General features: G+C 73.1%; 22 protein-coding genes. 11 read left to right on the forward strand and 11 right to left on the reverse strand.

Going from position 1 to position 20,911, the window contains the following annotated elements:
- The first annotated feature begins 67 nt into the window (after positions 1-67).
- Positions 68-1,414, forward strand: a complete 1,347-nt coding sequence (locus LQ327_RS29500) for a CoA transferase (protein ID WP_230739605.1) — start codon at positions 68-70, stop codon at positions 1,412-1,414.
- A gap of 63 nt (positions 1,415-1,477) precedes the next feature.
- On the opposite strand, the gene LQ327_RS29505 is transcribed toward LQ327_RS29500, so the two are convergent.
- On the reverse strand, positions 1,478-3,409 hold the full coding sequence (locus LQ327_RS29505) for a glycoside hydrolase family 15 protein (RefSeq protein WP_230739607.1): 1,932 nt from the start codon (positions 3,407-3,409) through the stop codon (positions 1,478-1,480).
- Between the two features lie 84 nt (positions 3,410-3,493).
- On the opposite strand from LQ327_RS29505, the gene LQ327_RS29510 reads away from it, so the two are divergent.
- A complete protein-coding gene (locus LQ327_RS29510) occupies positions 3,494-4,291 on the forward strand; it encodes a siderophore-interacting protein (RefSeq protein ID WP_230739609.1) in 798 nt (265 codons plus the stop codon).
- Between the two features lie 466 nt (positions 4,292-4,757).
- Here the strand turns inward: LQ327_RS29510 and LQ327_RS29515 are convergent, their stop codons facing one another.
- Genes LQ327_RS29515 through LQ327_RS29525 form a run of 3 tightly spaced genes read right to left on the reverse strand, consistent with a single transcriptional unit; the run spans position 4,758 to position 6,457 of the window.
- On the reverse strand, positions 4,758-5,618 hold the full coding sequence (locus LQ327_RS29515) for an alpha/beta fold hydrolase (RefSeq protein ID WP_230739611.1): 861 nt from the start codon (positions 5,616-5,618) through the stop codon (positions 4,758-4,760).
- Positions 5,619-5,655: 37 nt separating this feature from the next.
- Positions 5,656-6,093, reverse strand: coding sequence for a hypothetical protein (locus LQ327_RS29520; RefSeq protein ID WP_308286400.1), 438 nt, complete (start codon positions 6,091-6,093; stop codon positions 5,656-5,658).
- The gene (locus LQ327_RS29525; protein WP_230739612.1) at positions 6,086-6,457 is read right to left on the reverse strand and encodes a hypothetical protein; all 372 of its coding nucleotides are present in this window, start codon (positions 6,455-6,457) and stop codon (positions 6,086-6,088) included. The genes LQ327_RS29520 and LQ327_RS29525 overlap by 8 nt, the downstream gene beginning before the upstream one ends.
- Before the next feature lie 56 nt (positions 6,458-6,513).
- Between LQ327_RS29525 and LQ327_RS29530 the strand changes: the two genes are divergently transcribed.
- Both LQ327_RS29530 and LQ327_RS29535 read left to right on the forward strand, forming a co-directional pair.
- A complete protein-coding gene (locus LQ327_RS29530; protein WP_230739613.1) occupies positions 6,514-8,193 on the forward strand; it encodes an ABC-ATPase domain-containing protein in 1,680 nt (559 codons plus the stop codon).
- A 119-nt stretch (positions 8,194-8,312) separates the two neighbouring features.
- Positions 8,313-8,471, forward strand: a complete 159-nt coding sequence (locus LQ327_RS29535) for a hypothetical protein (protein ID WP_230739614.1) — start codon at positions 8,313-8,315, stop codon at positions 8,469-8,471.
- Between the two features lie 13 nt (positions 8,472-8,484).
- On the opposite strand, the gene LQ327_RS29540 is transcribed toward LQ327_RS29535, so the two are convergent.
- Entirely contained in the window at positions 8,485-9,690 is a 1,206-nt protein-coding gene (locus tag LQ327_RS29540) for a CaiB/BaiF CoA transferase family protein (RefSeq protein ID WP_230739615.1), read from the reverse strand.
- Between the two features lie 44 nt (positions 9,691-9,734).
- Here LQ327_RS29540 and LQ327_RS29545 point away from each other — a divergent pair, with 44 nt between their 5' ends.
- Positions 9,735-10,712, forward strand: a complete 978-nt coding sequence (locus LQ327_RS29545) for a CobW family GTP-binding protein (protein ID WP_230739616.1) — start codon at positions 9,735-9,737, stop codon at positions 10,710-10,712.
- 84 nt (positions 10,713-10,796) lie between these two features.
- Positions 10,797-11,753, forward strand: a complete 957-nt coding sequence (locus LQ327_RS29550) for a DNA polymerase domain-containing protein (protein ID WP_230739617.1) — start codon at positions 10,797-10,799, stop codon at positions 11,751-11,753.
- Position 11,754: 1 nt separating this feature from the next.
- Here LQ327_RS29550 and LQ327_RS29555 read toward each other — a convergent pair whose 3' ends face one another.
- Together LQ327_RS29555 and LQ327_RS29560 are read right to left on the reverse strand one after the other, a co-directional pair.
- Positions 11,755-12,666 carry an SAM-dependent methyltransferase gene (locus tag LQ327_RS29555; protein WP_230739618.1) on the reverse strand — a complete coding sequence of 304 codons (912 nt, stop codon included), beginning with the start codon at positions 12,664-12,666 and terminating at the stop codon, positions 11,755-11,757.
- A gap of 29 nt (positions 12,667-12,695) precedes the next feature.
- A complete protein-coding gene (locus tag LQ327_RS29560) occupies positions 12,696-12,902 on the reverse strand; it encodes a hypothetical protein (protein ID WP_230739619.1) in 207 nt (68 codons plus the stop codon).
- A 127-nt stretch (positions 12,903-13,029) separates the two neighbouring features.
- Between LQ327_RS29560 and LQ327_RS29565 the strand changes: the two genes are divergently transcribed.
- The gene (locus tag LQ327_RS29565) at positions 13,030-14,037 is read left to right on the forward strand and encodes an alpha/beta fold hydrolase (protein ID WP_230739620.1); all 1,008 of its coding nucleotides are present in this window, start codon (positions 13,030-13,032) and stop codon (positions 14,035-14,037) included.
- Between the two features lie 28 nt (positions 14,038-14,065).
- Here the strand turns inward: LQ327_RS29565 and LQ327_RS29570 are convergent, their stop codons facing one another.
- Positions 14,066-14,950, reverse strand: a complete 885-nt coding sequence (locus LQ327_RS29570) for an AraC family transcriptional regulator (RefSeq protein WP_230739621.1) — start codon at positions 14,948-14,950, stop codon at positions 14,066-14,068.
- A gap of 266 nt (positions 14,951-15,216) precedes the next feature.
- On the opposite strand from LQ327_RS29570, the gene LQ327_RS29575 reads away from it, so the two are divergent.
- Genes LQ327_RS29575 through LQ327_RS29585 form a run of 3 tightly spaced genes read left to right on the forward strand, consistent with a single transcriptional unit; the run spans position 15,217 to position 19,026 of the window.
- Positions 15,217-16,890 carry a flavin-containing monooxygenase gene (locus LQ327_RS29575; protein ID WP_230739622.1) on the forward strand — a complete coding sequence of 558 codons (1,674 nt, stop codon included), beginning with the start codon at positions 15,217-15,219 and terminating at the stop codon, positions 16,888-16,890.
- The gene (locus LQ327_RS29580) at positions 16,887-17,951 is read left to right on the forward strand and encodes an alpha/beta fold hydrolase (protein ID WP_230739623.1); all 1,065 of its coding nucleotides are present in this window, start codon (positions 16,887-16,889) and stop codon (positions 17,949-17,951) included. Before LQ327_RS29575 ends, LQ327_RS29580 begins: the two co-directional genes overlap by 4 nt.
- Positions 17,952-17,964: 13 nt before the next feature.
- Complete coding sequence (locus LQ327_RS29585; protein WP_230739624.1) at positions 17,965-19,026, forward strand: alcohol dehydrogenase catalytic domain-containing protein; 1,062 nt, start codon at positions 17,965-17,967, stop codon at positions 19,024-19,026.
- Positions 19,027-19,057: 31 nt separating this feature from the next.
- Here LQ327_RS29585 and LQ327_RS29590 read toward each other — a convergent pair whose 3' ends face one another.
- Positions 19,058-19,249, reverse strand: coding sequence for a hypothetical protein (locus tag LQ327_RS29590; RefSeq protein WP_230739625.1), 192 nt, complete (start codon positions 19,247-19,249; stop codon positions 19,058-19,060).
- Positions 19,250-19,363: 114 nt separating this feature from the next.
- Between LQ327_RS29590 and LQ327_RS29595 the strand changes: the two genes are divergently transcribed.
- Positions 19,364-19,795, forward strand: coding sequence for a nitroreductase family deazaflavin-dependent oxidoreductase (locus LQ327_RS29595; protein WP_230739627.1), 432 nt, complete (start codon positions 19,364-19,366; stop codon positions 19,793-19,795).
- A 71-nt stretch (positions 19,796-19,866) separates the two neighbouring features.
- Here the strand turns inward: LQ327_RS29595 and cynS are convergent, their stop codons facing one another.
- Complete coding sequence (gene cynS, locus LQ327_RS29600; protein WP_230739629.1) at positions 19,867-20,319, reverse strand: cyanase; 453 nt, start codon at positions 20,317-20,319, stop codon at positions 19,867-19,869.
- Positions 20,320-20,372: 53 nt separating this feature from the next.
- A complete protein-coding gene (locus LQ327_RS29605; RefSeq protein WP_230739632.1) occupies positions 20,373-20,906 on the reverse strand; it encodes a hypothetical protein in 534 nt (177 codons plus the stop codon).
- Positions 20,907-20,911: the final 5 nt, after the last annotated feature.

Consider the following 20,911-nt stretch of genomic DNA (forward strand, 5'->3'; position numbering starts at 1 on the left):
CCCACCCGGGAGGTCAGCGATGCGGCGTCGCTGGCGTTGGACGTCAGCGACGCCGCATCCTCGGTCCGTGATCGAGGCACGTGACGTCGCACTGCGTGATCTGTGGACCAGGCTGGACGCGCCCGGCCCGCCGCCGTCGGTCCCGTGGCGCGGCGACTCGACCGGCCTCGCCTCGCCGCTGCCCGTCGACGCGCTCGCCCAGGCCTCGGTCGGCGTCGCGGCCGGAGCGGCGGCACTGCTGCGGGGCGCTCCGGTGCCCGAGATCGACCCGGTCCGGATCGGGAGCTCGTTCCGCGCCGACCAGCTGATGCGCCTCGACGGCGAGGCGCCGGGTGGGTTCGCGCCGCTGTCGGGGTTCTGGACTGCCGGCCTGGGCGAGCGGAGCGACGGGGGAGGCACGCGCGGCTGGATCCGCACGCACGCCAACTACCCGCACCACCGTGCGCGCCTGCTCGCCGCGCTGGCCCTTCCCGACGACGCCGGTCCCGATGAGCTGGCCGCCGCGATCGCCGCCCGGCCCGCGCTCGAGGTGGAGGACGCGGTCGCCGCCGCGGGCGGGATCGCGGTCGCCGTCCGGGACCGGACCACCTGGTCGTCGTCGGGACCCGGCCGTGCCGTCGCCGCCGAACCGCTGGTGACGATCCGCCGCACCGGCCGCGCGGGAGCACCCCCTGGCCGTCGGTTCCGCGTCCTCGACCTCACCCGCGTGATCGCCGGTCCCGTCGCCACCCGGACGCTCGCCCTGGCGGGTGCCGACGTGCTGCGCGTCGACCCGCCGCACCTGCCCGAGATCCCCGCCCAGCACGCCGACACCGGCCTCGGGAAGCGAACGACGATCCTCGACGCCGCCGACCCCCGGCTGCGCGCGCTGGCGGAGACCGCCGACGTCGTCGTCACCGGCTACCGGCCCGGTGCTCTCGACCGGTTCGGCCTCGCCCCGGAGGAGCTGCTCGAGCGACGTCCCGACCTCGTCGTCGTCCTCCTCGACGCCTGGGGCTGGACCGGGCCGTGGGCCGGGCGCCGCGGGTTCGACAGCATCGTGCAGGCGGCGTCCGGGATCGCGGTCGCCTGCGCCCGCGACGACGGCCGACCGGGCGCGCTGCCGGCCCAGGCGCTCGACCACGCGACCGGCTACCTCGCCGCCGCCTCCGCCCTGCTGGGTCTCGCGGAGCGGTCGACCGTCGGCGGGTCGGTACGCGAGCTGGCGCTGGCGCGGACGGCGGAGTGGCTGTGGTCGGGTCCGGTGGGTGGCCTCGATGACGCGAACCGGGTGCCCGCCGTCGAGGCGGTCACTCAGGCGCTCGGCCGCGTCGAGGTGCCGCCGCCCGCCGTCGTCATGCCCGGCGGCCCGTCGTCGTGGGCGGGTCCGGCGCGCGAGCTCGGGGCGGACGAACCGGAGTGGGCTCCGGTCTGAGGATGTGGAGCTGCTGACGTTCAGCGTCAGCCATGCCGCATCGCTGACAAGACAGCCGGAGACCTACCGCCGAGCCGCCTTCTTCTCCGCCCGCACGATGTTCATCACCGCCTGGATCAGCCCCAGGTGCGTGAAGGCCTGCGGGAAGTTGCCCAGGTGCCGGCCGGAGTGCGGGTCGATCTCCTCGGCGTAGAGGTGCAACGACGACGCCGAGGCCAGCAGCTTCTCGCACAGCGCGGTCGCCCGGTCGACCTCACCGATCACGGCCAGCGCCGAGACCAGCGCGAACGAGCAGATCGTGAACGTGCCCTCCTCGCCCTGGAGGCCGTCGTCGGTGTCCTCGACGAGGTAGCGCAGCACCAGGTCGTCCTGGGTGAGCTCGTCGGCGATCGCGAGCACCGTCGCGCGGCACCGCGGGTCCTCGGGCGAGAGGAACCCGACGATCGGCATCAGCAGCAGCGACGCGTCCAGCCCCGTCGTCGCGTAGTGCTGGCAGAGCACCCCGCGCGAGTCGACGGCGTGCGCGAGGACGTCGTCGCGGATCTCCTGGGCGGCGCGCGACCAGCGGTCCTCGCGCTTGGCGTCGCCGCGCAGTGCCGCGAGCCGGGCACCGCGGTCGGCGGCGAGCCAGCACGCGATCTTCGAGGTGGTGAAGTGCTGCGGCTCGCCGCGGACCTCCCACGGCCCGCGGTCGGGCCCCTGCCAGTTCTCCAGCGCCGCCTCGACCTGGGTCACGACGATCGACCACAGCCGGTCGTCGAGCCGGTCCCGCGAACGCACGTACTGGTAGATCGCACCGACCGCCGCGCCCCAGACGTCGTGCTGGGCCTGGTCGTAGGCACCGTTGCCGATCCGCACCGGATAGGCGCCCTCGTAGCCGTCGAGGTGGCCGAGGACCTCCTCGTCGAGCGTGGAGCGGCCGTCGACGCCGTACATGATCTGCAGGTGCCCGGCCGCGGCCTCGGCCGCCTCGGCGACGAAGTAGAAGAAGTCGTTGGCCTCCCAGTCGAAGCCCAGCGCGTAGAGCGCCCACAGCGCGAGCGCCGAGTCCCGGATCCAGGAGTAGCGGTAGTCCCAGTTGCGCTCACCGCCCGGGGTCTCGGGCAGCGACGTCGTGGCCGCCGCGGCAATGGCGCCGGTCGGGGCGAACGTGAGGCCCTTCAGCGTCAGGGCCGAGCGCTGCAGGTAGGGCAGCCAGCGGTGGTCGGGGAAGTCGCCGCGGTCGAGCCAGTGCCGCCAGTGGTGCTCGGTCCAGGTGAGGCGGTCGAGGGCGTCGTCGACGGTGGCCGGGGGCGCGTGCTCGCTCCACGAGAGCGCGACGTAGCGCCACTCGCCTTCCTTGATCAGCGTCCGGGAGGTCGCGTGGGTGCCCTCGAACCCGACGTTGGTGTCGGTGGTCAGCAGCAGCTCCGGCGTCCCCTCGCCGCCGACCGCGCGCGCCGTCCGGTACCCCTCCTCGGGGTAGGACCAGGTCGCGGGCGAGCGGCCGTAGTCGAACACCGGCGCGCATTCCATGCGCAGCTGCACCTGGCCCGAGAGACACCGCGCGACCCGCAGCAGCACGTGGTCGGCGTCGTAGTCGGTGGGTGCGCGCATGTGCGAGCCCGACCGCTCGCCCTCGTGGTGCCACGGCCCCATCAGGAGCACGTCGAGCACCTGCAGCCAGCCGGTCCGCGTGCACCACGTCGTCTCGAGCACCATCGTCCCGGGCACGTAGCGCCGGGCGGCCGGGACGTCGACGCCGTCGGGGGAGAGCCGGAACGTGCCCGCGTCGCGATCGAGCACCGCGCCGAAGACGCTGGGCGAGTCCATCCGCGGCAGGCAGAGCCACTCGACGGCGCCGTTCGGGGCGACGAGGGCCGTCGTCTCGCAGTCGGAGAGGAACCCGTAGTCGGCGATCGGCGGGAACGGGCTCGCGACGAGGCCGGGGACGTGGCCGGTGCGGGCGACCGGGTCGCGAGGGGCCGCGTCGAGGTCCGTGTGCTGCGCAGTCACGGTCGGCGATGCTGCCGTACGCCCGTGGCGGGCGGGTTCCGGGTCCGCGAGACGGGGTGAACACCCGCCGTTAGCGTGACACCCATGGTCGTCCGCAACGCCCCCGTGATCACGCAGGAGGCCCATGACGTCGACCCGGTGCGGGTCGAGGTCGTCGGTGCCGACGACGTGACGCCGCGCATGCGACGGGTCCGGTTCCGGGCGACGACGACGGGTGCGGTGGCCGCTCTGCCCGTGTCCGGCCCGACCGACCACGCCAAGCTGTTCTTCCCGCTAGAGCCCGGCGGCGAGCCCGAGCGCCCGGAGATCGGTCCGCGGGGACTCGTCTCCCCGCCGGCCGGGCGGCCGCGTCCGTACCGCGAGTACACGGTGCGGCTGGTGGACGGCGACGAGCTCGAGATCGACATGGTCCGCCACGGCGCCGGGCTCGCGGGTCGCTGGATCGAGGAGCCGGGCGGGGCGCTCTGGGTGTTCGGGCCGCGGTGGTCGCTGGCCGCGGAGCCGCGCGACTGGTACCTGCTCGGCGGCGACGAGACCGCCCTGCCGGCGCTGACGCGGTGGCTCGCGCGGCTGCCGTCGTCGGCGCGCGGGACGGTGCTCGTCGAGGTGGCGGACGCGGCGGAGGAGCAGTCGCTGGTCGGGCCGGCGGGGGTCGAGATCCGCTGGCTGCACCGCGACGGGGCCGATCCCGGCACGACGACGTTGCTCGGCGACGCCGTCGCGGGCTGGGAACGTCCCGACGGCGAGGGTCTGGTCTGGATGGGTGCCGAGGCGTCGGCGCTGCGTCCGGTGCGCCGCCGGCTGCGGGACCTGCTCCCGACCGAATGGATCGACCTCGACGGCTACTGGCGCCGCGGGGTGGAGGGGACCGGGTTGGGCTGAGCGCCTCGGTGCCGCCCGGCCGGTGCGCGACGTGTCCATCCCACCCGGAGCCTGTCGGGCTCTGACGGCGTGTGTGGGGCGCGCACGGTCGGGCCGGGAGGTGGTCGGGTTCTGGTGGCGTGTGCGGGACGCGCACGGTCGGCCCGAGACGTCGTGCGGTTCGGACGGCATGTGCGGGACGCGCACGGCTGGCGGCGCCGACCGGTCCTGTGCGGTTGAACTCGTGCGACCCACGGGCCGCACGGGACGCTCCTGGTGACCGTGTGCGTGGCGCACCGTCGTGCCGGAGTTGGGTGGCGCGCCGGCCGGCCGTGTGCGTCACGCAGAGCGGCACCGGAGCGGGTGGGTCCGCTGCCTGACTGTGTGCGCGGCGCACACGATCAGCCCGATGGACGGGACCGGCGTTCGGGCGAGGGCGCCCTTCGACGATCTATTCGACCGAAGGTGCCCCTCGCTCAGAGCCTCGTCAGCCGAACACCTCGCGGAGCCGCGCGGCGAACGCCGTCGCCTGGCCGGGCCACGGGTCCTGCTCACCCGCGAACCCGCCGTGACCGCCGGGGAAGACCATCGGCTGCTGGTCGAGCTGGGCGGCGACGATGCCGGTCGTTCGGGCGGTGAAGATCCCCGCGGACTCGGCGCCCACGGCCATGACGACGCGGGTCGGGGCCTTCTCCAGGGCGGGCACATCGACCGCGTAGCGGACCACCGGCTGCGAGCGGTCGGAGAGGATCGGGTCGTCCCGCGAGCCGTCGTCCTGGGTCGGCATCCCGAACGCGGCCGGGTCGGGGAGCGGCTGCGCGAAGAACTCGTCGGTGAACTCCCCGGGCCAGGACGTGAACCCGACGAACGCGGCCATCCCGGCGCCCCAGCCGCGCTCCTCGTAGGCCGCCCGCGCGCGGTCGTAGCCGCGCACCGCGGCCTCGGCGTCGGGCAGCACGCTGATCAGCGGCGGCTCGTGGGCGACCAGCGTCGCGACGTCGTCGGGGAACGCCGCGACCCACGCCAGCGCGGTGACGGCGCCGCCGCTCGAGGCGAACACGTCGACCGGTCCGGCCCCGAGCGAGGCGACCAGGGCGTGCAGGTCCCGCGCCTGTACCTCGGGGTCGCTCTCGGTGCGCCCGTCGTGGCGGATGCTGCGTCCGAGGCCGCGGGGGTCGTAGGTGACGACGGTCCGGTCGTCGAAGTGCGAGGCCAGCGCCCGGAACCCGGAGGCGTCCATCGGCTGGCCGATCATCAGCAGTGGCGGGCGTCCGTCGGCGGGCGGGAGCGGACCCGCGACATCGTGGACGAGGTCGACCTCGGGGGTCTCGAGCGTGCGGGTCTCCACGAAAAGTACGGTAACAGGACCACGCGTTCCCGAGAAGCTATCCGGCCGGAGTGGGCCGGTGCCGCCGCAGCCAGAGCAGGCCCAGGATCGGCAGGATCACCGGGACGAAGCCGTAGCCGATCCCGAAGTCCGACCACACCGTCGAGCGCGGGAAGTCCCCGGCCGCGACCACGCTGAACAGTCCGACCGCGAGCACCCCGACCAGCTCGATCCACACCGCGACCAGGGCGAGGCCACGGCGTCCCTGCCCGATCGCCACCGCTGCCACGAGGTACACCAGCGCCGAGAACGCCGAGAGCAGGAACGCGACCGGGGCGTCCGAGAACTGGGTGGCGATCTGGAACACCGCCCGGGCGCCCGCGGAGATCGCGAACACCACGTAGACGACCAGCAGGACCCGCCCCGGGCCGTCGTTGATGCGCCGCAGCCGGGGCGCACCGTTGCCGACGGCGTCCGTCGGACCCGCCTCAGACACGTGTCGCCTCCCAGACCTGCGTCGTGCGGAGCACCAGTACCGCCAGGGTGAACCCGGCGATCGCGAGCACCACCGACCCGTACCGCGTCCGCTCGCCGTACGCGAGCGCCGCCCCGATCGGCAGCGTGATCACCACGGCGACCAGGTACCCGACGATCTCCGCGACCGCCCCGGTCCCGCGTCCGCCCTGCACGATCAGCAGCACGACCGCGATCACCGCCTGCACCAGCGCGGCGACCTCGATCCCGAGCAGCGTGACCCGGTGCCAGTAGGTGGGCGCCTGGTCGAGCACCGCCGAGACGGCGCACCAGAGTGCCCAGGCCAGGGCGGCCACGCCGATCACCCAGGCGATCGCGATGATCACCGGCCCATCCTCCCACCGGCCACATGGGTCGCGGTCAAGTCGGGCACCCTGCGGAGATGTCCCGCAACGACGACCTCGCCGCCACCCTGCGCGGACTCGACGGCCAGAGCTACGGGCGCTACAAGTCCCTGACCGGCGACTGGCCGGCCGGCGACGCGACGCTGACCATCGTGCGGGTCCAGGCCGACCCGTTCGCGCCGCCGTCGCGGGTCCGCGTGACGCTGCCGGGCGCGGCCCCGGAGGAGCTCACGACGACGGCCGACCGTCGCCGGGCGCTGGCCGGCTTCCTGCTGCGCCGTCTGCGCCGGGCGCTGCGTGGCACCTCGCTGCACGTCGACGCCGGCGGCCCCGAGGTGCTCGAGCGCAGCGCGGGCCGGGTCGCCGCCGACGGCACCGTCACGATCGAGCTCGGCGTGCCGATGCCCGGCCCGAAGCGGCGCATCCTCGGGCGGGAAGCGGCCACCCTGCTCGGGGAGACGCTCCCGGACGCCGTCGCCGACCTGCGCTGGAGCGTGTTCTCCGAGCACGACCGCGCGGCGGCGACCGGCTTCGTCGAGACCGTCGAGGACGCCGTCGCACTGCGGGCCGCGCTCGCCGACCGGGGCCTGGTCGCCTTCGTCGCCGACGGGGCGGTGCTGCCGCGGCGTTCCGGGGTGGACGACCGGCCGCTGGAGGGGGCGACCGCGTTCCGCTCGCCGGAGTCGCTGCGGGTGACGATCCCGACCCCGAACGCGGGCGACGTGACCGGGCTCGGCGTCCCGGAAGGGGTCACGCTGATCGTCGGCGGCGGGTACCACGGCAAGTCGACGCTGCTGCGCGCGATCGAGGCGGGCGTCTACGACCACCAGCCCGGCGACGGCCGCGAGTGCGTCGTGGCCCGCGACGACGCCGTGAAGGTCCGCGCCGAGGACGGCCGCAGCGTCGTGCGCACGGACGTCTCGGCGTTCGTGTCGCACCTGCCCAGCGGCGAGCCGACCGACGACTTCTCGACGACGAACGCATCCGGCTCCACCAGCCAGGCCGCGTCGATGGTCGAGGCCGTGGAGGCCGGGGCGGGCGCGCTGCTCGTCGACGAGGACACGTCGGCCACCAACATCATGATCCGCGACGGCCGGATGCAGCAGCTCATCGAGACCGAGCCGCTGGTGCCGTTCGTGGAGCGCATCCGGCCGCTGCACGCCGAGCGCGGGGTGTCGTCGGTGCTGGTCATGGGCGGGTCGGGCGACTACCTCGAGGTCGCCGACACGGTGATCATGATGGACTCCTACGTCGCGTCCGAGGTGACCGGGCGCGCGCACGAGATCGCCGCGCAGGGCCGCGCCCGCGTGGTCGAGCACTCCGGCTTCCCGCCGGTCACGCGCCGCGTCGTCGACCCGTCGTCGTTGGACCCGACCGGCCGGCAGGGCAAGCGCCGGGTGACCGCCCGCGGCGTCGACACGCTGACCTTCGGCGAACAGGACGTCGACCTCGCGGCCGTGGAGCAGATCGTCGACCGCTCGCAGGTGGCCGGCATCGGCCGCGCGCTGGCGCTGCTCGGGGAGGGCGTGCTCGACGGGACCGTCCCCCTCGCCGAGGGCCTCGACCTGCTCGACGCCGAGCTCGCGCGCGGCGGGGTGGACGCCCTGCTCTCCGGCGGGCGCGACGCCATCGATCTCGCACTGCCCCGCCGTCACGAGGTGGCCGCGGCGCTCAACCGGTTGCGCTCGGTGAAGGTGCGTGAGCTGCTGCGCGACTGAGCGGGACACCGCGATGCGCTGAACGGGTGATGCTGACCGGTAACTTCTCGCTCAGCGTGGTCACTGCGAGGCATTCACTGCCAGGCTCTCGTCCAGTGAGAGGACTGGGGGATCTGCGCATGGCCACTGGACCGATCGTCGTCACCGACGTCCTGCGCCGGGAGGCCTACCGGGCGGCGATGGCCGCGTGGGTCGACCAGATGGGACGGGCGCCGGTGGAGATCCCGGAGCAGCGGCGTCGGTCGGAGCCCGCCCCGATCCACCGCGTGCCGCGCTGACCCCGGTGGACTCTCAGAACTCGCGGATCTCGTCCTCGGAGTAGCCGAGCTCCGCGAGCACCTCGGCCGTGTGCTGGCCGAGCAGTGGGGGCGGCCCCGACGGGGCGGGCGGGGTCGCCCCCGGCCCCGAGGCGTGCACCGGGAAGCCGGTGCCGTGGTACGTCCCGACGCCCGGGTGGTCCATCGTCACGTGGTGGCCGCGCTCGACCGACCAGTCGTCGCCGTAGAGGTCGTCGAGCGAGTTGATCGGCCCGATCGGCACGCCCGCCGCCTCGAACGCCGCCGCCCAGTGCGCGACCGGCTGCTCCCGCATCACCGCCTCCACCAGCGCCATCAGCTCCTCCCGACGTCCGGCGCGGTCGGCGTTGGTGGCGAAGCGCGGGTCGTCGACGAGCTCGTCGAGGCCCAGCACCTGACAGAACAGCCGCCAGAGCCGCTCGCTCCCGGTGGCGACGACGAGCGTCCCGTCGGCGCAGGCCATCGGCTGGTACGGCACGACCGTCGGGTGGGCCGAGCCGAGCCGGCCGGGACGGGCGGCGTCGTGGAACACCGCCTGCGCGGCGTAGATGTGCCACGCGGTCTGGGTGTCGAGCAGCGAGACGTCGAGGTACTGGCCCGTCCCGGTGGTGTGCCGGGCCTGCAGGGCCATGAGCACCGCGATGATCGCCCAGGTGCCGCCGTTGAGGTCTCCGATCGGCAGCCCGACCTTCGTCGGCGGCCCGTCCGGCTCGCCGGTCAGGCTCATGATCCCGCCCATGGCCTGCGCGAGGACGTCGTAGCCCGGCCGGTCGCGGTACGGGCCGGTCTGCCCGAACCCGGAGATCGCGACGTGGATCAGCCGCGGGTTCTCGGCGGTCAGCGTCGCGTAGTCCAGGCCCCAACGCTCCAGGGTGCCGGGCCGGAAGTTCTCGACGAGCACGTCGGCGCGGGCGGCGAGCCGGCGGACCGCGTCCTGCCCGCGGTCGGTCTTGAGGTCGAGGACGATCCCGCGCTTGTTCCGGTTCGTCGACAGGTAGTAGAGCGACTGTCGGTGACGGGCCTCGTCGTCGGGGTCCGCGTCGTCGTTGAGGAACGGCGGGCCCCAGCCGCGGGTGTCGTCGCCGGCCGGTGGTTCGACCTTGACGACGTCGGCCCCCATCTCGCCCAGCCACTGGGTGGCATAGGGGCCGGCGAGCACTCTCGAGAGGTCGAGGACGCGGATGCCCTCCAGGGGTCGCACGGCTGCGGAGGTTACGTCGCCGCGGTCTGGCAGGCTCGCCGGGCGTGAGCCACCGTCATCCCCGCGACCGCACCGTGCCGGTGGTCCTCGTCGCCGGGCACCTCGGCGTCGGGAAGTCCTCGCTGGTCAACCACCTGCTGCGCCACGCCGACGGCACCCGGATCGGCGTCGTCGTCAACGACTTCGGGGCGCTCGGGATCGACGCGATGCTCGTCGCGGGGCAGGCCGACTCGGTGACGTCGTTGGCGAACGGGTGCCTGTGCTGCACCACCGACGCCGACGGCCTGTCCGACCTGCTCGCCGACCTCACCGCCCCCGCGACCGGGCTCGACCTCGTCGTCGTCGAGGCCAGCGGGCTCGCCGAACCGCGCGAGCTGGTGCGCCTGCTGCTGGCGCCCACCGACCCGCACGCGGTCTACGGCGGGCTCGTCGTCGTGCTCGACGCCGCCGACCCGGATCTCGAGCAGGCCCGCCTCGCCGACCTCGCCGTCGTGAACGGCCTGGACCGCGTCGACGATCCCGACGCCGCCCTGGCGACGGTGCGCGCGGTGGCGGCGGGCGCCGTCGTCGGGACCCGGCACGGGGCGCTGGACCCGGCGCTGCTGGTCGATCCGGTGTCGCGGCCGAAGCCGGCGCAGCTGGGGCTCGACGAGCTGCTGCGCGAGGTCGACGGCCCGCATGCGCACGACGAGGCCCAGAGCGTCTCGTTCTCGAGCGAGCAGCCGGTGGACCCGGGTCGGCTCGCTGCGTTCCTGGAGGCCGGGCCGGCCGGGGTGGTCAGGGCGAAGGGGGTCGTGCGGCTGGCCGGGGACGGCGAGCTCTGGGAGGTGCAGACGGTCGGGACGGCGATCCGGGTGCGGCCGGCGCCGGTCCGGGCGGCCACCTCGGGCGCGCGGCTGGTGCTCATCGGGACGGGACTCGACGAGGCCGGGCTGATCCAGGCACTGGAGGGTTGCGTGGCCGGCGCGGACGACCCGGAGCCGACCGAGCACGCCGCGCTGGCGTTGACGCGGTACGCATAGGTGCGCTCCGCGCCTGTGAGCAGAAATTGACGCCCTGACGACGATTTCTGCTCACAGGCGCGCAGCGCACCTAGGCTCTGCGACATGGCGAGCGAACCGGACGAGGTGCGCGACGGGGTCGGGCTCACCCACCTCGACCAGGAACTGCTCAGCGGCGACACGGTCACCAAGCGCGCGCTGGTCGACCACCTCGACGCCGCCGCCGACCGGCTCGTCCCGCTCCTGACCGGCCGGCCGCTGTCGGTGGTCCGCGCCCGGGGCCGTGAGCGCTTCATGCAGAAGAACCTGCCGAAGGGCGCGCCGGACTGGATCAGGTCCGTCACCTTCTGGTCGGAGAGCTCGCAGCGCGACGTGCACTACGCCCTCGCCGAGGACCGCGCGACGCTGCTGTGGTTCGCCAACCAGCGCGCCGTCGAGTACCACGTCCCGCTCACCCTGGCCGCCGACCCGGGCACTCCGACCCACCTGGTCCTCGACCTCGACCCGCCCGAGGGCAGCGGCCTCGGACCCGTCGTCGCCGCGGCCCGAGCCGTGCGCGAGGTGCTCCGCGACGCCGGGTTCGACCCCGCCGTGAAGACCTCCGGCGCGAAGGGCCTGCACGTGGTCACCCCGATCGCCCCGGCCGCGATGGAGGACGTGCACGCCGCCACCCGCGCCGTCGCCGCCCGCGCCGAGAAGCTCGACCCGGACGGCACGACGACGGCGTTCATCAAGGCCGACCGCGGCGGCAAGGTCTTCCTCGACGCCACCCGGGCCGGCGGCGCCACCGTCGTCGCCGCCTACAGCCCCCGCGTCCGACCCGGCCTCCCGGTCTCGTGCCCGTGCGACTGGGACACGCTCGACGACGTCGTCCCCGCCGAGATCACCGTGGCCACCCCGGACCGCTTCCTGCGCGGCCCGACCTGGCAGGAGCGCCTCGGCGAGGGCCGGGCGATCCCGGCCGAGCTGATCGAGGAGGGCCACACCATCCCCGTCGCGCGCGTCGCCGCGATGCACGAGGGGAAGCGCCGCAAGCGGGCGGCGGAGCGCGACGAGGGCTGACTCAGCGCCGCGCCACCAGGAAGTCGTTGTCCAGCGACACCCCGGTGCTGGTCTCGGGCAGCGGGCGGCCCCACTGCTTCGCGACGTCGGCGGTCTGCGTCGTCTCGGTGGTCCACCCGTCGGCCCCGAGCTGCTCGGCCGGGTGCGGTCGGCGCTCCGACATGTCGACGAGCCCGCTCATCTCGACGCCGAACGCCCGACCGAAGCGGGGCAGTGCCTCGTCGTGCTGGAGCTGGTCGAAGGCGCTCCCGAAGTTCTCGACGACGACGGTGCTCCCCGGTGCGGCCAGCCCGCTCATCCGCTCGAGCAGCGCGGACTCGGCGTCCGCGGGCAGGAACGGGAGGAGGCCCTCGGCGAGCCAGACCGACGGGCGCAGCTGGTCGAACCCGGCGTCGCGCAGCGCGGCGGGCCAGTCGTCGCGCAGGTCCACCGGCACGCTGACCCGGCGGCAGCGCTCGTGCACGCCCTCCTCGGCCAGGGTCCGGTCCTTGAACGCGAGCACCTGCTCCTGGTCGACCTCGAACACCGTGGTCCCGGCCGGCCAGTCCAGCCGGTAGGCGCGGGCGTCGAGGCCCGCCGCGAGCAGCACCACCTGGTCCGCGCCCGCCGCCGTGGCCTCGAGCAGCGCGCGGTCGAAGAAGCGCGAGCGCACGCCCTGGTAGGTCGTCATCATCGACCAGAACTCGTCGACGGGGGTGGTCTCGTCACCGACGCGCTCGGGGTCGGGCCAGGGCTGGTCGGCCCGGGTCGGGACCGGCTGCGGGGTGTCGGCGCGGGCGATGAACATCTCCGCGTACGGGTCCTCGACGAGGGGCTCCGGACGATGGGTCTCCACCGCTCGGCCCGCCGCCACCATCAGCGCCGTCCAGCCGACGCTCGACACGATGTCCCACTGGTCGTTCGGGGTACGCATACCCCGAAAGTATCCGATCTTTGCGTTCCCTAACGGGTGTGCACGGACGAGTGACGGGTCCATCGGACGGCGCACCAGCCGACGACGGCGAGCACTCCGGCGACGGCGACCGAGATCGCCATGCCGACCGACCCGGACGGGACCACACCGACGAGCTGCCCCAGCACGTCGACGAGGAGGGCGACGACGAGGGCCCCGCGGATCCAGGAGCCGTTGGTGAGGTGTGCGGTGTCCATGCCCTGAAGGGTCCGCCCGGGCGATGAAGCGGCGGTGAGCGCTCGCTGTGCGTCACCTACGTGCCGTGCGCTGATCTCACCGGGCGCCTGAGAGGGTGATCCGTCACGGGGCCGGGCGGAGGTGAGCGTGCGACGACGGGTGCTGCGGTGGCTGCGCCGGACCGGGATCGCGCTCGTCGTGGTGGTGCTCGTCGTGCTGTCGCTCGCCGGGCTCTACCTGGCCTGGGATGACCTCGCCCCGGTCCACGTGTCGACCACGGTCCCCGGGTACACCGTCGACGCCGCCGGCGTGGCCACGCACGTGGAGCACTGGCCCGCCGTGCACCCGTCGGGTCAGCCGCCGCTGGTGCTCGTGCCGGGGTTCGCGGAGTCGACCTACGTCTTCTCCCGGCTCGCGCCACGGCTGGCCGCCGACCGTGACGTCTACGCCTACGACGTGCGCGGCTACGGCTTCACCGCGCACCAGGAGCCGTATACGCTCGCGTCCGACACCGACCAGCTCGCGGGCCTCCTCGCCGCGCTGCACCTGACCCGGCCCATCGTCGTCGGTCACTCGCTCGGCGCCGCGATCGCGCTCTCGCTGGCCCTGCGCGACCCGGGCGCGGTCACCGGGGTGGTCGCGGCCAACGGCGACGGCACCCCGTACTTCGGGAACGACCGCACGGCCGCGGGCGGAGGTGGGGGAGTGCTGCGCTCGCTGGTGACGCTGCCGCCGCTCGGGCCCGCCGTGGTCACCGGCGTCGTCCGCCACCGCGACCCGATCCGGAATCTCGTCGCCTCGCAGTGCGGTCCCGGATGCCCGACCGACGACCGCGCCGTCGACCGCTGGCGCGCCCCCTTCCTCGCCCCCGGCGGCGTCACCGCTCTGCTCGCGATCGGGCGCCAGCCCCTCATCGGGCTCACCGACGACCAGGAACGGCAGGTCCGCGTCCCGACCGCCGTCATCTCCAGCAGCGAGGACACCAGCTTCGACCACACCCAGGCCGTCGCGACCGCGGCCCGGCTGCACACCACCCTCGTCGCCGACCTGCCGGGCGCCCGCCACCTCGCGCTGCTCGGCGAGCCCGACCGCTTCGCCGCCGCGCTGCGCCCCCAGCTCACCGAGCTCGCATCCGGGGTGAACCCGCAGCGGTAGGGCTCGGGCACCGGCCGTGACCCGACCCTCAGCCCAACCGCCGCACCTCACCCGGCGTCGCACCGAGGCGCTTGCGGACGACGCGGTTCATGTGGCTCTGGTCGGCGAACCCGCAGGTCTGGGCGACCTCGGGCAGCGGGATGCTGGTGCGCTGGAGCAACCGGCGCGCCCGGTCGACGCGCTGCCGGAGCACGAACTCGTGCGGGGTCGTCCCGGTCGAGGCACGGAACCGGCGCGCGAAGTGGAACTTCGAGAGTCCGACGGCGTCGGCGAGGTCCTCGAGGGTGAGCCGGTCGTGCAGGTGGCTCTGCACGTAGTCGCGGATCAGGTGCTCCTGGCGGAAGGTCAGGCAGGCCGACCCGTCCGGCTCCCGGAAGATCACGTTCGCGTGCTTGCGCAGGATCGTCACGGACAGCTGCGTGGTCAGGGAGTCGACGAGCAGCTCGCTGCCCACCCCGCCGTGCGCCGCCTCCTGCGCGATGGCCATCGCGGTGCGGTGGATGGCCGGGTCGTCGGCCTTGATCGTGTCGTGCAGCGCCACGTCCTCGACCTCACGCTCGTACATCGCGCGGCACGTGGCGGCGAGCTGGTCGTGGGTCAGGTAGACGTGAACGACCTCGATCGGGCTCGACCAGGTCCAGTGCGAATCGGCGGCGCGGGTGAGCAGGGAGACGTCGCCGGGGCCGAGCCGCTCCTGGTGCCACCCGGCGTCGAGACGCCGGCGCATGTCGGTGACGCCGCGCCGGTAGGCCACGACCATGAAGTCGCGCAGCGGCGGCACCTCGACGTCGGAGTCCTGGTACCGGTACCCGCGCACCGCGACGCCGTCCCACGACTCGTCCGGGCTGCGCACGGTGACCTCGCCGGGGACCCACGTGGGCAACTCGTCGGGCAGGATGAATGCGTCACCCATGGCGTCCCCCGTCGACGTCGACGGCGTCACGCTAGCTGTGACCGTGGTCACGGGCCAGCCGGGGAGCAAGGACGTCCAACGGCGGGCGCGCGCGTCCAACATCGCCGGACACGACTTCCGGACACGCTGACCTGCGGTGACGCAGCGGCCGTCGTCGCGCGCAGCAAGGCTGACCGATCGACTCCGCCGATCGTCCAAGCCCTGCGGAACCGTCCGCCCCAAGGTCCTCCCCGAGATCGCCCACCGGCGAGGGAGGACCGACGAGGATGACGACCAGCACGGACCGCGCGACGAGCGTGGTGGACGCCGTGATCATCGGGGCCGGGTTCTCCGGCCTCTACATGTTGCACAAGCTGCGTGACGAGCTGGGTCTGCGGGCCCGGGTCTTCGAGACCGGGAACGGCGTCGGCGGCACCTGGTACTGGAACCGCTACCCGGGCGCGCGCTCGGACTCCGACTCCTACATCTACGGCTACACCTTCGACAAGGACCTCTGGGAGTCCTGGGAGTGGACGGAGCGGTACCCGGAGTCGCCGGAGATCCGCGGCTACCTGGAGCACGTGGCCGAGCGCTTCGATCTGACCATGGACATCACCTTCGGCACCCGCGTGGAGTCGGCGACCTTCGACGAGGACGCCGAGCGCTGGACGGTCACGACCGACTCCGGCGAGACGGTCACCGCCGACTACGTGATCTCCGCGGTCGGGGCGCTCTCGGCGTCGAACACCCCGCCGTTCGACGGGATCGACACCTTCGCCGGGCCCACGTTCCACACCGGGCACTGGCCGCACGAGGGTGTGGACTTCACCGGGCAGCGGGTCGGGATGATCGGCTCCGGGGCCAGCGCGGTGCAGGCGACGCCGATCATCGCCGGGCAGGCGAGCGAGCTGACGGTCTTCCAGCGCACCGCCAACTACATCGTCCCCGCGAACAACGGGCCGGTGGACCCCGCGGTGAAGGCCGAGCGCCTCAAGGACTGGGCCGGCATCCGGGAGCGGATCCAGCAGTCGAACTTCGGGTTCGAGCTCTACCTGCAGGAGAAGGGCGCGGCGGAGGTCTCCGACGCCGAGCGTGAGGCACTGCTCGAGGACTTCTGGAACCGCGGCGGCTTCCACATCTGGCTCGGCGGCTACGCCGACATGTTCTTCACCACCGAGGCGAACGATCTCGTCCGGCGCTTCCTCGACCGCAAGATTCGCGAGAAGGTCGACGACCCCGAGACGGCCGAACTGCTCGTCCCGAAGGGCTATCCCTTCGGCTGCAAGCGCAACCCGCTGGACTCGGGCTACTTCGAGACGTTCAACGAACCGCACGTGCACCTCGTCGACGTGAAGTCCAACCCGATCGCCTCGATCACCCCGACGGGGCTGCGGCTCGAGGACGGCACCGAGCACGAGTTCGACGCGCTGGTGCTGGCCACCGGGTTCGACGCGATGACCGGGCCGCTCAACCGCATCGACATCCGTGGTCGCGGTGGTGCGCTGCTCCGGGAGAAGTGGGCCGAGGGGCCCCGCACGTATCTCGGGCTGATGAGCCACGGCTATCCGAACCTGTTCACCGTCACCGGCCCGCAGAGCCCGTCGGTGCTCTCGAACATGCCGGTGTCGATCGAGCAGCACGTCGACTACATCGGCCGGATCATCACCGATCTCCGGTCGCGCGGTGCCCGCGTCATCGAGCCGACCGAAGAGGCCGAGAACGGCTGGTGCGACTACAACCAGGAGATCGCGCACGCGACGCTGTTCCCGACCGCGGACACCTGGTACATGGGCGCGAACATCCCCGGCAAGCCGCGGACGTTCATGCCCAATCTCGACTTCGTGGGCCCGTACCGGGCCAAGTGCGATCAGATCGCCGCGAACGGGTGGGAGGGCTTCGCCGTCGACGGCGAGGCGACCCCCGCGGGCGAACACGTCTACCAGTGGGCGGTGGCCGGATGAGTATCGAGAACCCCTTCTACACGCCGGAGTTCCACGGCGAGTACGACCTGGTCAGCATCGGTCGCCTCGATCTCGAGGACGGCGGGTCGATCCCGGACTGCGTGCTGGCGGTGGCGACGTTCGGGACGCTGAACGAGTCGAAGGACAACGCGGTCCTGGTGTCGACCTGGTACTCGGGCACCCACCAGATCTGGCGGGACGCCTACATCGGGTCCGAGCACGCGCTGAACCCCGACCGGTACTTCATCGTGGTGGTCGACCAGATCGGCTCCGGGCTCTCGACCTCGCCGCACAACGCGTCCGGTGCGAACGCCGGGATCACGATGTCGGCGTTCCCCCACGTGCGGATCGGCGACGACGTCGTGGCCCAGGAACGGCTGCTGCGCGAGCACTTCGGGATCGAGTCGCTGGCCCTGGTGACCGGCGGGTCGATGGGGGCCCAGCAGACCTACGAGTGGGCGGTGCGGTTCCCGGACAAGGTGCGCCGGGCGGCCCCGATCGCGGGGACGGCGCAGAACACCGACCACGACTTCCTGTTCACGCGCACCCTGATCGAGGCGATCACCTCGGATTCCGGGTTCGCGGGCGGCGAGTACACCTCGAACGACCAGGTCCAGCACGGGCTGGAGCGCCACGCCCGCATCTGGGGCGTCATGGGGTTCTCCACCGAGTTCTGGAAGCTGCGCGTCTACGCGGGGCTCGGGTTCGAGGACATGGACGCGTTCCTCGCCGGCTTCCTCCAGCCCTACTTCACCGCGATGGACCCGAACGACCTGCTGTGCATGGCCTGGAAGTGGCAGCGCGGCGACGTCGCCCGCCACACCGGCGGCGATCTGGCCGCGGCCCTCGGGCGCATCACCGCGAAGACGTTCGTGCTCCCGATCAGCGAGGACATGTTCTTCCCGGTGCGTGACCACACCGCCGAACAGGCGCTGATCAAGAACTCCGAACTGCGGGTGGTCGACGACGTCCTGGGCCACCTCGGGCTGTTCAGCGTGAATCCCGAGTTCATGCCGCAGATCGACCGGCACCTGCAGGAACTGCTCGACACCCCGGCCTAGGGAGAGACGACCCATGAGCGACACCATGAAGGCCCTGGCGATCCTCGGGACCGGCAAGTTCGGTCTCGTCGAGCGCGACGTCCCCCGCGCCGGCCCGGGGGACGCGGTCGTCAGGACGACCGCGGCGCTGATCTGCACCTCCGACGTGCACACCGTGGCCGGGCTGCTGCCGGTCCCCGAGGGGCGCCTGCTCGGTCACGAGAGCGTCGGCATCGTCCACGAGATCGGCGAGGGCGTGACGTCGGTGCAGGTCGGGGACCGGGTGGCGGTCAACGCCGTCACCCCCGACGGCACGTGCGACAACTGCCAGGCCGGCCACACCTCGCAGTGCGGCGGGGCGCTCGGCGGCTACCGGTTCACCGTCCAGAAGGACGGCAACATGGCGGAGTACTTCCACGTCAACGACGCCGACTACAACCTCGCGCCGATTCCCCAGGGTCTGTCCGACGAGGCCGCGGTCTACGCCTGCGACATGCTCTCCACCGGGATCATCGGCTCCGAGAACGCCAACATCCCGGTCGGCGGGACCGTGGCGATCTTCGCGCAGGGCGCGGTCGGCCTGTCGGCGACGCTCGGCGCGAAACTGCGCGGCGCCGGCCTCGTCATCACCGTCGAGGGGATCCCGAACCGGCAGGAGATGTCGCGGCGCTTCGGGGCCGACGTCGTCATCGACCCGTCCTCGGGCAACGTCGCCGAGCAGGTCATCGGGCTCACGGACGGCGGCGCGGATTCGACGGTGGAGGCGCTGGGCAACCAGGCCACCTTCGAGGCGGCGCTCTACGCCACCCGCGCCGGCGGGACGCTGTCCAACGTCGGGTACCACGGCGAGTCGGGCCCGACGATCACCATGCCGCTCGACGCGTGGGGCCTCGGGATGGCCGGCAAGAAGATCGCCACGGACCTCTGCCCGGGCGGCCGGCTGCGCATGGAGCGGCTGATGCGGCTGATGGTCAACGGCAAGATCGACCCCACGCCGATGACCACCCACCGCATGGGCATCGACCAGGTCGAGGAGGCCTTCGACATGATGACCCACAAGCGCGACGGGATCATCAAGCCGCTGATCACCTTCTGAGCGGGGGGCATCCGCGGCGGGACCCGCCTCCTCAGGGCACGACGCTGATCATCGCGATCGTCGCGATGAACAGGATCGTCAGGACGGCCCAGGGGAGCGGGTTCCGCCGCGGATCGGTGCGCTGCAGGTGCACGGCGCGCCAGGCGGCGAAGGCGGCCGCGAGCAGGAGCACGACGCGCACGGCGGTCATCGCCGCGAACCACGGGCTCGGCTGGGTCGCCACGACCCGCAACGCTAGGGACCCCGACGGTCCCCGTGGTGCGGTTCCCGAAGATCCGGAGTCGTCCGGTCGTGGTGGCGCAGGAATGTCTCGGGAACGCGCCTGGTTGCCGCCGAGGTGAGCGAAGAGACGGCAGAACTCAGCCCCACGGGCTGGGTCAGCGACCAGACCGAGAAGATCCTCCAGACCGGGACGACCGACGGCATCGAGGTGCTCGGCTCGCCGATCGTGCTGCTGACGCTGCGCGGCGCGAAGTCCGGCAAGCTCCGCTACACCCCGGTGATGAAGGTGGAGCACGGCGGCAGCTACGCGGTCGTCGCCTCCAAGGGCGGCGCTCCGGAGCACCCCGTCTGGTACTACAACATCAAGGCCCACCCGGAGTTCCCGCTCCAGGACGGGTCGGAGACGAAGACCTACGTCGCCCGTGAGGTGTCCGGCGACGAGCGCGCGCAGTGGTGGGAGCGGGCCGTCGAGGCCTACCCGTCGTACGCCGAGTACCAGGAGAAGACCGACCGCGAGATCCCGGTGTTCGTGCTGGATCCCAAGTAGGTGCGCTGACGCGCTCGTGAGCACAAATTGACGCCAGGGCGTCAATTTGTGCTCACAGGCGCGGAGCGCACCTACCAGACCCGGTACGGCAGGAACTTGCCGTTCCACGTCAGCTTCACCCGGTCACCCTTGGGGTCGGGTACGCGCTCGAACTCCAGCTCGAAGTCGATCGCGCTCATGATCCCGTCGCCGAACTCCTCGCGGACGAGCTCGTGCAGCGCGGTCCCGTAGACCTGCAGCGCCTCCTGGAAGCGGTAGGTGACCGGTTCGGTGGGGTCCGTCGCGGCCTCGCCGCGGACCGGGGGCAGCGACAACGCGCCGATCGCGTCCCCGTCGAGCCCGAGCACGGCGCCGATCTGCTGGGCCTGGTCCTGCGTCAGTGGCTGCTGGCCCAGGAGCGCGGACGTCGTCCACACCAGGGAGCGGCCCAGCTCGTCGGCGAGCTGCTGCCAGGACAGCCCCTTGGCCTCCTTGGCCCTCACGATCTCCCGCCCGACGTCGAGCCGGTCGTCCCTGCTGGTCATGGTGGGTGTCCTCGTCTCCGGATCGGGTGTGACGTCGAGGGTGTGACGTCGGGTCAGGTGCCCGGGGTGTGCAGCTCGTCCTCCCACCGGCGCACGTCCTCGACGGCCCGCCGGCAGCGCTCGTGCGTGGCGGTGGTCGCCGCGGGGTCGTCGGCGGTGCACCAGGGGCACGGGTGCCAGCGGCGGTGAGGCATCGTCATGTGCGGGTCCTCGACGACGGGGTAGGGCAGCGGCCCGCCGAGGTGGTGCCAGAGCCGGCCGCAGCCGGGCACCGGGCAGCAGTAGGCCGCGAGCGGGCCGGGGTCCACCCAGGCGAGGGTCCCGGCCTCGACCGCGCGCCGCAGCGTGGTCCGCGCGCGCCACCGTTGTCGCTCGTCATGCGCACAGTCCGGGCAGCACGGGAGCAGCAGGACCCCGGCCCCGAGGCGGTAGCGCACCGTGCCCCGGACCTGGTCGGTCTCGCGGGTCTCGGCGCCCTCGCCGCCGCACTGGTGGCAGAGGTAGGTACGGGTCGTGAACGCGGCGAGCAGCTCCGCGCCCGGGCCGTCCGGTCCCGGACGGCCCGGGGCGGGTCGGGGCTGTGACACCGTCG

The sequence above is a fragment of the Actinomycetospora endophytica genome (genome assembly GCF_021026375.1).
GTDB lineage: Bacteria > Actinomycetota > Actinomycetes > Mycobacteriales > Pseudonocardiaceae > Actinomycetospora > Actinomycetospora endophytica.

What these genes read in the sequence shown, in the direction of transcription:
- LQ327_RS29510 (WP_230739609.1), top strand. Translation starts at nt 3,494, where the DNA reads ATGGTCGTCCGCAACGCCCCCGTGATCACGCAGGAGGCCCATGACGTC.
- LQ327_RS29530 (WP_230739613.1), top strand. Translation starts at nt 6,514, where the DNA reads ATGTCCCGCAACGACGACCTCGCCGCCACCCTGCGCGGACTCGACGGC.
- LQ327_RS29535 (WP_230739614.1), top strand. Translation starts at nt 8,313, where the DNA reads ATGGCCACTGGACCGATCGTCGTCACCGACGTCCTGCGCCGGGAGGCC.
- LQ327_RS29550 (WP_230739617.1), top strand. Translation starts at nt 10,797, where the DNA reads ATGGCGAGCGAACCGGACGAGGTGCGCGACGGGGTCGGGCTCACCCAC.
- LQ327_RS29555 (WP_230739618.1), bottom strand. Translation starts at nt 12,666, where the DNA reads ATGCGTACCCCGAACGACCAGTGGGACATCGTGTCGAGCGTCGGCTGG.
- LQ327_RS29560 (WP_230739619.1), bottom strand. Translation starts at nt 12,902, where the DNA reads ATGGACACCGCACACCTCACCAACGGCTCCTGGATCCGCGGGGCCCTC.
- LQ327_RS29570 (WP_230739621.1), bottom strand. Translation starts at nt 14,950, where the DNA reads ATGGGTGACGCATTCATCCTGCCCGACGAGTTGCCCACGTGGGTCCCC.
- LQ327_RS29575 (WP_230739622.1), top strand. Translation starts at nt 15,217, where the DNA reads ATGACGACCAGCACGGACCGCGCGACGAGCGTGGTGGACGCCGTGATC.
- LQ327_RS29580 (WP_230739623.1), top strand. Translation starts at nt 16,887, where the DNA reads ATGAGTATCGAGAACCCCTTCTACACGCCGGAGTTCCACGGCGAGTAC.
- LQ327_RS29585 (WP_230739624.1), top strand. Translation starts at nt 17,965, where the DNA reads ATGAGCGACACCATGAAGGCCCTGGCGATCCTCGGGACCGGCAAGTTC.
- cynS (WP_230739629.1), bottom strand. Translation starts at nt 20,319, where the DNA reads ATGACCAGCAGGGACGACCGGCTCGACGTCGGGCGGGAGATCGTGAGG.